At 36.0% G+C, this 8,898-nt stretch carries 8 protein-coding genes and 1 pseudogene; 5 read left to right on the top strand and 4 right to left on the bottom strand.

The features are described 5' to 3' along the window. The 3 genes and pseudogenes from M900_RS10510 to M900_RS10500 all read left to right on the top strand — a co-directional run. Positions 1-1,233 (top strand): annotated as a pseudogene (locus tag M900_RS10510) (OmpA family protein); the annotation flags it as partial. Beyond that, positions 1,221-2,138 carry a hypothetical protein gene (locus tag M900_RS10505; protein WP_021274820.1) on the top strand — a complete coding sequence of 306 codons (918 nt, stop codon included), beginning with the start codon at positions 1,221-1,223 and terminating at the stop codon, positions 2,136-2,138. The pseudogene M900_RS10510 and the gene M900_RS10505, both read left to right, overlap by 13 nt. A gap of 11 nt (positions 2,139-2,149) precedes the next feature. Continuing rightward, positions 2,150-2,611 (top strand): cyclic nucleotide-binding domain-containing protein, encoded by a 462-nt coding sequence (locus tag M900_RS10500; RefSeq protein WP_021274805.1) that lies wholly within the window; start codon positions 2,150-2,152, stop codon positions 2,609-2,611. 77 nt (positions 2,612-2,688) lie between these two features. Here the strand turns inward: M900_RS10500 and M900_RS10495 are convergent, their stop codons facing one another. Beyond that, positions 2,689-3,084 (bottom strand): hypothetical protein, encoded by a 396-nt coding sequence (locus tag M900_RS10495; protein WP_021274824.1) that lies wholly within the window; start codon positions 3,082-3,084, stop codon positions 2,689-2,691. An 81-nt stretch (positions 3,085-3,165) separates the two neighbouring features. After that, on the bottom strand, positions 3,166-3,507 hold the full coding sequence (locus tag M900_RS10490; RefSeq protein ID WP_021274832.1) for a hypothetical protein: 342 nt from the start codon (positions 3,505-3,507) through the stop codon (positions 3,166-3,168). Between the two features lie 100 nt (positions 3,508-3,607). On the opposite strand from M900_RS10490, the gene M900_RS10485 reads away from it, so the two are divergent. After that, a complete protein-coding gene (locus M900_RS10485; RefSeq protein ID WP_021274838.1) occupies positions 3,608-4,000 on the top strand; it encodes a hypothetical protein in 393 nt (130 codons plus the stop codon). On the opposite strand, the gene M900_RS10480 is transcribed toward M900_RS10485, so the two are convergent. Continuing rightward, the gene (locus M900_RS10480) at positions 3,997-5,247 is read right to left on the bottom strand and encodes a CinA family nicotinamide mononucleotide deamidase-related protein (RefSeq protein ID WP_021274817.1); all 1,251 of its coding nucleotides are present in this window, start codon (positions 5,245-5,247) and stop codon (positions 3,997-3,999) included. The two genes, M900_RS10485 and M900_RS10480, sit on opposite strands and share 4 nt — an antisense overlap. Positions 5,248-5,319: 72 nt before the next feature. Between M900_RS10480 and M900_RS10475 the strand changes: the two genes are divergently transcribed. Then, positions 5,320-6,870: an NAD(P)/FAD-dependent oxidoreductase gene (locus M900_RS10475; RefSeq protein WP_034732403.1), complete on the top strand. Its 1,551-nt coding sequence runs from the start codon at positions 5,320-5,322 to the stop codon at positions 6,868-6,870. 5 nt (positions 6,871-6,875) lie between these two features. Here the strand turns inward: M900_RS10475 and M900_RS10470 are convergent, their stop codons facing one another. Then, a complete protein-coding gene (locus M900_RS10470) occupies positions 6,876-8,834 on the bottom strand; it encodes an ABC-F family ATP-binding cassette domain-containing protein (protein ID WP_021274829.1) in 1,959 nt (652 codons plus the stop codon). Positions 8,835-8,898 lie beyond the last annotated feature (64 nt).

The raw sequence follows: 8,898 nt of genomic DNA, 5'->3' as shown, positions 1-8,898 counted from the left end.
CTTGGAAAGATGGCCGGAGAGATGGGTGCACTTAAAGGTGAAAACGATGGCCTTAAAGGAAAACTTGGAAAGATGGCCGGCGAACTTGGTGGTCTTAAAGATAAGATTGGTAAACTTAATGGTCAGTTAGCTGGGCTGGGTAATGAGAATAATGGACTTAAAGATCAACTTGCTAAATTTGAAAATGACAATAGTGGATTAAAAGCAAAAGTTGCGAGTCTTGGAAATGACTTAAATGGTCTCAAAGGGCAACTTGCTACTATGGGTAGTGAAAATAAAGATCTTAAGGACAAACTTTCTAATAAAGGTCGTTCAATTGCTAGCTTAAATAACAACCTTGATAAGTTAAATAGTGTTATCGCTCAGTGTGGTAATGAGAAAGATGGTCTGCTTGGAAAAATCAATGACCTTGAAAATGGTATCGGAACAAAAGCAAAGGCACTGTCACAATGTGAAGATAAGAAGGATAAAGTTATTGCGACAAAAGATAAGTTTTTGAACCAGTTACGTGATGTTGCAAACAAGATTGAAAATGAGAAAAAGAATTTGCGTGCAAATATTGCTAAGAATTTAGCGAGAAAGTTTAGAGAGAATAATATTGATGCGAAGGTAGACCCAAAAACAGGTAACGTTACGCTGTTAATGGATAAGAACCTTCTGTTTGAAACTAACTCTGCGAGACTTTCAAAATTTGCTAAGGATAAACTCGCGCAAATTATCCCTGTGTACTCCGATGTACTTTTCTCTGATGGAGAAATTAAAGAGAAGATTCAAAGTTTCAACGTTGAAGGTCACGCTTCGCCAAACTATTTAAATGGTGCAGTTGATCCATTTAATAGTGAGCCAAATGCGTATAACTATAACTTGAATTTATCTTCTAGAAGAGCGCTTTCAATTACTAATTATATTTATGGGGAGAGACTTAAGTTTCCACATAAATTACACATGAGAAACGTTACTAAAAGTATTGGGTACGGGTTTACAAGACCAGTTCCACTTTCTGTTAAACGTGAGAAGTATGTAGATGACTTAATTGAACCACAAGGGATTCTACTTGCGGATAGATCACCTGCTTCAGCTGATTATATCCCATTTGAAAATCCAGATTTAAAGTGTGGTGAGTTTAGTTGCTCATTATCACAAAGAGTTGAGCTTAGCTTTTCATTAAAAGATGATCCTAAGACAATTGAAAAAATATTAAACTTACCAAAGGATGATTTATGGTCGAACTAGTTCTCTCCTTTTTTGGGAATTATCTAATTGAGTTTATGTTTTGTTTATTAACTGGTGCCCTCGTCTTTAGATATGCTGCTTATAAGCATAGTAAGGATGATGAGGCCTATTACTCAAGATTTACACGAGAGCTTGATACTTGTGTGAGTGAGGACAAAGGAAAAGGTGTTAAAGTTGATGATGTTGAAAGCTATCTTTCAAATATCCTTGGTCGTGTAAACGAAAAACTTCCTACTAACTCGCTTCGTTTTTCGCATAATAAGAATATCACAGGAAGAGAAGCGGAAGATGAAGATGATGCTCGTTTGTCACTTGGTGATTATGTCGGATCGAAACATGGTTTGATTGCATCAATTCAGGCTGAATCTGCAATTTTTAATGTACAAGTTCCTCCTGATTTTGATGAGCTTACCGATCGTATTATGAATGAGGACAAGAATTGGACTCAGCTCTATGGTCATATTCCAATTGAAGGTATTTCAAGAACAATTGATATTCTACCTTCATTGTTTATTGTTTTTGGGGTTTTTGGGACGTTTATTGGTATTGCGATGGCCCTTCCTGAAATTGCGAATATCGACTTTAAAAACCTCGAGGGGTCTAGTGAGAACTTAACAAGATTCGTTATTAATGTTGCCTTTTCCATGAAGACTTCGATTGTAGGGATTTTATTCAACTTGATTCTTACTTTTCTTAATACGTTCTTCCCGATCCAAGATATGAGATTTAGAACGTTTAAAAAAGTTGAAACAAGTTTACAGATTCTTTGGTATCACATTCAAAATGATAGTAAGAAAGATAAGGACGTATTTCCTCAAATGCTTATCGTTTTAAAAGATATACTTGGAAGACTTGATAGAATTGAGAAGAAAGATGAAAAGGTAAATGATAAAGAAGCAGCTTAATTGGAGTTATTATGAGCGTTTTAAATATAGTAAAAGGTTGTCCGTTGTTTCAAGAGCTATATGATGAAGAGATCATGACTATTTGTGAAAAATGCTCAGTGATAACATTAAAGCCAGATGATTACATTTTTAGAAGTGGTGACCATGGGGATGAGATCTTTCTCATTCTCGCAGGTAGTGCTTATGTTCAAAAGGATGGTCACAAGGTAGCGACACTTAGAAAGGGAGATCTCTTTGGTGAGATGGTTTTATTGAAAGAGAATATTCGATACGCCGATGTTATAAGTGATAATTATACTGATATTTTGGTTGTACGTTATCATGAGATATTCAGTCTCTATAAGACAAATCCTAAAATATTTTCATTGTTAATTTTGAATCTTTCAAGATTGCTCGCTACTCGTTTGAAGGGAGCCGGCCAGATGATTGAAAAATTAATAATTGAAAAAGAAGAATCTAAAAATGCAGCATAAACAGTATGGGTCTATTTAGGCCTGTAAATCAACAACCTACACAAAGTCTAGGGGCCCAAGTTCTTGGGCCCCTTCTTTTATTCAAATAGAGAATTGTAATCACAGTTTTTAAAATCTCTTAGATCAATTATTTTATTATCTGTAGTTGTAAAGTATCCCTCAAGTCCATAGTGCCATGTCTCGTGATCATGATAGACTTCGAAATAAGTTGCAAATTCTGAGGAAATTCCTTTGACTAAAAAGTTTCCAGCATTGTCGTCTTCAACAGTTCCAATATCATAAACCGTTTTCTCTCCATTTAATATTGTATAGAGATGATCTGTGTCTCCATTGAATGTCGTTTCTCCATTTTCATATGCAGCAGCTAGGGTTTCTTGTGATAAGTTTACACCAATTGTGATATTACCTTGTATACATGCTGCAGATGCTGAAAACATAGAAAGAAGTGATACTAGACTGATAAGTAGTTTCATACATAGACCTCATTGTTTTATTTGAGGCCAATATATAACGTACTCATTTGTTTTTCATGTTAAATGAAAAATATTCAGGATTTATTCAATACACGTAAGGATAGAAGTATAAGTTGGTCCAACTAATGTGTGTTTGAACTTTCCTTGGTTATCAAATTCACCTGTCACAAGGGTTCCAATTGTGTAGTCAGGTCCTAGTGAGATGATAGAAGTGATTTTTTCTTTTTCTATTGTTACATTAAAACTTGAGTTTGCATTATCAGCTGAAAGTTTTGTTGTTTGGGGCGTTTTAAAGATAACATCTAGAATTTCCCGATTTACACGAACTTCATTAGAATCAACATATTCTCTTGTTTCACTGACACATTCGATTGCCATTGTACTTGTAATTATGAATAATGATATTAGGTATTTAGAAATCATTTCCATCTCCGTCATTGAATATTATTTAGACACTTTCATCTTGATCATATCTTTTTTACAAATTGAACCACTATTTTTTTAGATTGGCTATATTGTAGTCATGAGAACTTTAAAAATTATGTCACTTGTTGCTCTTTCCACTGTGACGATGGCCAATACTTGTAACTTGAAAACGAAGATATTCAACGAATCTGGAAATCTTGTTATTGCAGACGGAAGAATTATTCGTGTAGCCGATAATAAAATGACTGCACGTCTTCCAGTGAAAGGTGTTAACTTTCAAGTTGATGTGAGTGTTGATATTTCCAATCTTGATTTAAATGTTAATTCAAAGAATATTACACAGAAAAAAATTGCAAAACGTACATATAGTAAATATGGTGAGCAGGTTATTGAGACTCAACTAAACGGGCTTTATAAAACTTCTATTATCCCATTTAGTGAAGAGCTCAAAGTTGAATCAACACTTTCTTGTATTGTTGATATTTCTTAGAATTTGTTAATTTGATCAAGTAGTATCGAGAGTGCTTTAGCTGCAAATCTTTCTTTCAGTTTTATTCTATCACCGTGGAAGTTATAAACTTCACTACATGACTCTTTGCTAGTTGAATGGCCAATCGCAACTGTTCCAACTGGCTTCTCTTTACTTCCGCCGAGTGGTCCAGCAATACCTGTAAGAGAAATTCCAATGTGAGAATTTATACGCTCTCTAGCACCAATGGCCATTTCAAGGGCTGTCTCTTTACTAACGGCACCAAAACTTTTAAGAGTCTCTTCTTTTACGCCAAGTTGTTTGATTTTTACATCGTTAGAATAACTTATAATAGAGCCAAGAAACGGAGTTGAGCTTCCAGAGATATCTGTGATTAAAGAGCTTACAAGTCCTCCTGTGCAACTTTCAGCGAAAGAAAATGTTATACCTTTCTCTTTTGCTTTCATCACAACTACTTCCTGGAGGCTCTCTAAACCAATGTGCCAGATATTTGGAGCAAGATCTGTTGCATAGACAATTTTTTTAATCTTATTTTTCTTTTCTTCGACTTGATTATCTTTTAAGAGACGAATCGTTATATCAACACCATTAATTCCAGGAAGAGAACTCACGCTTCCAAAGACTTCAAGATCATCCCATAATGTTGGACATAATTTTCCAAAAATAACTTCTTCAGGAATTCCATATGTTCTTATATTAAAAAGCTCAAGCTCCTCGGCTTCCCCTCCGATTTCCTTGTCGATAATAGGGAGAATAACATCTGTTAGCATTCCTTGAAATTCTCTTGGTACACCAGGAGCTGCGAAAATATAAGTATTGTCTTTTGTTAGCATCAGCCCTGGTGCAAAACCAATAGGATTATAGAGGGGAGTAATACCTTCTGGAATAAGATGATAACTATTTAGCTCTTTCGTCCACTCACGATCCCATCGCGCATAATGGGTCTTAGCAAGTTCCATCGCCTGGTTATTTTCTTTCATTTGGCCACCAATCCAGTCGCCTAGAACCTTCTTTGTTTTATCATCTTTTGTAGGGCCTAAACCCCCTGTAATGATAATGGCGTCACTTTCTTTTGAAGCTTCCGTTAAGACCGCCTTAATTTGCTCCTCGTTATCTCCAATAATTCTTGTTGCAACGAGTTTATGCTTTGTTGGAAGTAGTGTTGTCGCAAGCCACTTAAGATTAAGATCTTGAATTTTTCCACTTAGTAGCTCGTCACCAATGATTATCTGAGTAATTTGGGCCATAAATTGTCCTTAAATTATATATTTATTGCATTCCCTGTAGAAAGAATGTTGGATTTCTAGTATTTTATACCCATGAGTAAATTAGTGCAATTCCAACTTGATTTCGATCAAGATCTCGATTTTTATTTAAATAAAACATATCCTGGTTTCGAGGACTACCGTATTTATTCGGAGGCCCTTGATGCTCGAAATGCAAATCGTGGGAAAAAACCAATTTACAATTATACAATTGAGCTTGTTTATCCTGGTGAAGAGTTTAAGACTTTCAAAGAAGAGTTTAAAAAACTTGGTGAGTTTAATCAAAAACCAATCATTATTGGAGCTGGTCCTGCCGGGCTGTTCTGTGCTCTTCGTCTCGTTGAGTACGGTATCCCTTCAATTTTAATTGAAAGAGGAGATCGAGCTCACAATAGAATGAAGCATATTGCAAAATTTTGGCGCTATGGTGAGTTCGATGAAGAAAATAATGTTTGTTACGGTGAAGGCGGTGCCGGACTATTCAGTGATGGAAAACTAATCTCTCGTATTAAGTCACCATATGTTGAATACGTCATGAATCGCCTCGTTGATTTTGGGGCCCCTCCTGAAACGGCGTACACATCTAATCCTCACTTGGGTTCAAATAAAATTCGTGCACTAATTAATAAAATCACTGATTATCTTATGGCAAATGGGTGTGAGATTATTTACAACACGCGTGTTGATAAACTTGTATACGCTTCGGATAATAATAGTGTTCAAGGTGTCATCCTTAGTAATGGAAAACAACTAGAATCAAATAATGTAGTTCTTGCCACTGGCCATTCTGCAAAAGAAGTTTATTTTCACCTAAAAGAAAATAAAGTAGCAATGAAGGCTAAGGACTTTGCGGTTGGTGTTCGTGTTGAACACTCTCGTCAGCATATTGATTATCTTCAGTATGGAAAGTTTGCAGCCTGCGACCTTGGAGCTGCTAGATATAAATTAACTTATCATAATAAAAATAACGACAAGGGAACATATAGTTTTTGTATGTGTCCTGGTGGTTATGTTCTATCTTCTGGTACTGAAGCGGATGGAATTGTTGTTAATGGAATGAGTAACTACGCACGAAATTCTCGTTGGTCTAACTCTGCTCTTGTTGTGACAGTTAGGGCCGGTGAAGATTACCCTATCGATGATGTTCTTGCTGGTCATTATTTTCAACGAGAAATTGAAAAGAAAGCATTTCTCGCATCAAAAGAATGTGCAACTGGTAGAGAAATTCCAACACAAACTTTAACTGATTTTCTTGATAATTCAGTAAAGTCCGATTTGCCAAAAACTTCATGTCCATCAGGTATTTTTAAATACGATCTTAGAAAAATTCTTCCAGAGTTTATTCAACAAGGTCTCTATGAAGGTCTTCAAAACTTTGACAAAAAAATGCCTGGCTTTGTTTCTAATGATTCAATTCTCATGGCACCAGAAACTCGTACCTCAGCGCCCGTAACGATTTTACGAAATCGCGTGACTTTCGAGTCTGATTCACATAAGGGGTTATATCCATGTGGAGAAGGAGCTGGCTATGCCGGAGGAATCACATCCGCTGCTGTTGATGGAGTTAAGGTTGCGATGGCCATGATCCGCAAAGAGAAGCCATAGTCGTTTTATAAACGACTTTCTAGGCTTTCAACTTCTTCGTAAAGACCGAGTAGTTCTTCTTCGAGCTTATCTTTTTTAGAGGTTAGTTTACCAACAATCTCACTCTTTTCTGCATCCATTGTCGAATAATCAAATCGTGATAGAAGTTCTTCAATTTGGGCTATTGATGCTTCCTGCTCCTCAATGATTTGTGGAAGTTTATCAAGTCGCATTTTTTCCTGTTGATCAAGTTTCTTAATCTCAATTACTACTTGTTTAGACGAAGGTCTTTCTTTTTCTTCTTTGGCCAGTAAATCTTTTTCAATCTGACAGGCCTCGAGGTATGGCGCAACTTGTGAATACCCAACTTCAAAAAATTCGATCTCATGATTTTCAATATGCCAAATTTTGTTCGTAACGTTTTCTAGGAATGTTCTATCGTGTGAAATAATAATTACAGTTCCATCAAATTTACTTAGCTTGTCTTCTAGAATTTCAATCGATTCAATATCAAGGTCGTTAGTAGGCTCATCAAAAATCCAAACGTCCGCTTCGTTTTTAAGATTTAGCGCTAGTTGAAGTCTATTTAGCTCACCACCAGAGAAACTAGAAAGTGGACGGTGAAGCTCACCTTGATTGAAAAGATAATTTTGAAAGTAAGTCGCGACATGAATAGATCGACCACTTTTAAAGTGAATAAAATCTTCTCCATCTCCTAATAGTTCGAAAGGAGACTTATTAAGTGGGAGCTCATCTCTAAGTTGTGAGAAGTAGCAAATCTTTAAATCATCAGCGTATTTAATCTTACCAAGGCTTGGCTCTAATTGCTTTGAGATGATCTTCATTAAAGTCGATTTTCCAACTCCATTAGTTCCAAGAACACCAATCTTATCATCTTTGTAGAGAGAGAAGTTTAAATTTTTAAATATCGGTTTTTTGTCGTAGCTAAAGCTAACATCAATGAATTCTGTAAGCTTCTTTGTTTTTCGTCCAGATTTGTTAATTAAAATTTCCATCGACTTCTTAGCATCACTTTTTAAAGTTGATACTTTCGAGGCCAGATCGTGATAATTTTCAACACGCTTTTTACTTCGTGTCCCACGTGCCTTAATCCCTTGCCTCATCCACGCAAGCTCTCTCGTTAGAGAATTTTTTAGTTTTGATAACATTTGCTTTCTTGCATTCTCTTCACTTGCAACATGTTCCATATAGTCAGCATAGGTTCCTGTGTAAGAGAGAATTTGTGCGCGAGAAATATGAAAAATTTTATTTGTAACTTTTGAAAGTAAGTATCTATCGTGGGAGATGATAATATGTGATGTATTTGATTTTGTAATTTCATCTTCAAAAAGATTAATTGTTTCAAAATCAAGGTGGTTCGTTGGCTCATCCCAAAGAATCAAGTTTGCCTGCGAGGTAAGTCCTAAGGCCAGAAGTACTTTTCTCTGCTCTCCACCAGAGAGGTCATTGACGTCTGAATCCATATTCTGCAGATCAAATGACTTAAGATATGAGTGGTACTTATCACTGATTCCATAATAGTCGAGGTGATCAAGCCTTTCTGTAATTTGATGGTGCTTATTTATAATAGCTTCATCTTCGTGGTTAAGCGCAAGTTTTTCATCAAGTTCATTTAGAAGTTTGAGATTTTCTCTGATCTCTGGATAGTAGAAGAGATAATAATCACTAACCTTATTAAGTCCAAGTGATGGAGGTGGAACTTCAAATTTCTGTGGTACCAGAAATACACTATACTCCATTTTCGCCCCTTGCTTGGCCGTCGCCTTATCAAAGACAAATGGGGGAGTACTAGTATCTGGAATCAGTCTTTCACATAGGATTTTAAACAGAGTTGATTTCCCCATCCCGTTGAGTCCGATAAGACCGATCTTATCCCCATGTTCGATTTGAAATGAGGCATTATTGAAGATTACTTTCTGTCCGAAAGCGACATTGATGTTTTTTAGTGAGCATAATATTGTCATGTCGCGTATTCTACACCTTCTTTAAAAGTAATTATAGCTTTTATCCTTGATGTCGCCATGGGCC

The organism is Bacteriovorax sp. Seq25_V, from assembly GCF_000447795.1.
Lineage (GTDB): Bacteria > Bdellovibrionota > Bacteriovoracia > Bacteriovoracales > Bacteriovoracaceae > Halobacteriovorax_A.
Note: the sequence above shows the minus strand (reverse complement) of the source record. Positions and strands in the feature narration are given on the sequence as shown.

Bases quoted from the DNA above. Each gene is read 5' to 3' on its own strand.
- M900_RS10485 (WP_021274838.1), top strand. From the start codon at position 3,608: ATGAGAACTTTAAAAATTATGTCACTTGTTGCTCTTTCCACTGTGACG.
- M900_RS10475 (WP_034732403.1), top strand. From the start codon at position 5,320: ATGAGTAAATTAGTGCAATTCCAACTTGATTTCGATCAAGATCTCGAT.
- M900_RS10505 (WP_021274820.1), top strand. From the start codon at position 1,221: ATGGTCGAACTAGTTCTCTCCTTTTTTGGGAATTATCTAATTGAGTTT.
- M900_RS10480 (WP_021274817.1), bottom strand. From the start codon at position 5,247: ATGGCCCAAATTACTCAGATAATCATTGGTGACGAGCTACTAAGTGGA.
- M900_RS10470 (WP_021274829.1), bottom strand. From the start codon at position 8,834: ATGACAATATTATGCTCACTAAAAAACATCAATGTCGCTTTCGGACAG.
- M900_RS10490 (WP_021274832.1), bottom strand. From the start codon at position 3,507: ATGATTTCTAAATACCTAATATCATTATTCATAATTACAAGTACAATG.
- M900_RS10500 (WP_021274805.1), top strand. From the start codon at position 2,150: ATGAGCGTTTTAAATATAGTAAAAGGTTGTCCGTTGTTTCAAGAGCTA.
- M900_RS10495 (WP_021274824.1), bottom strand. From the start codon at position 3,084: ATGAAACTACTTATCAGTCTAGTATCACTTCTTTCTATGTTTTCAGCA.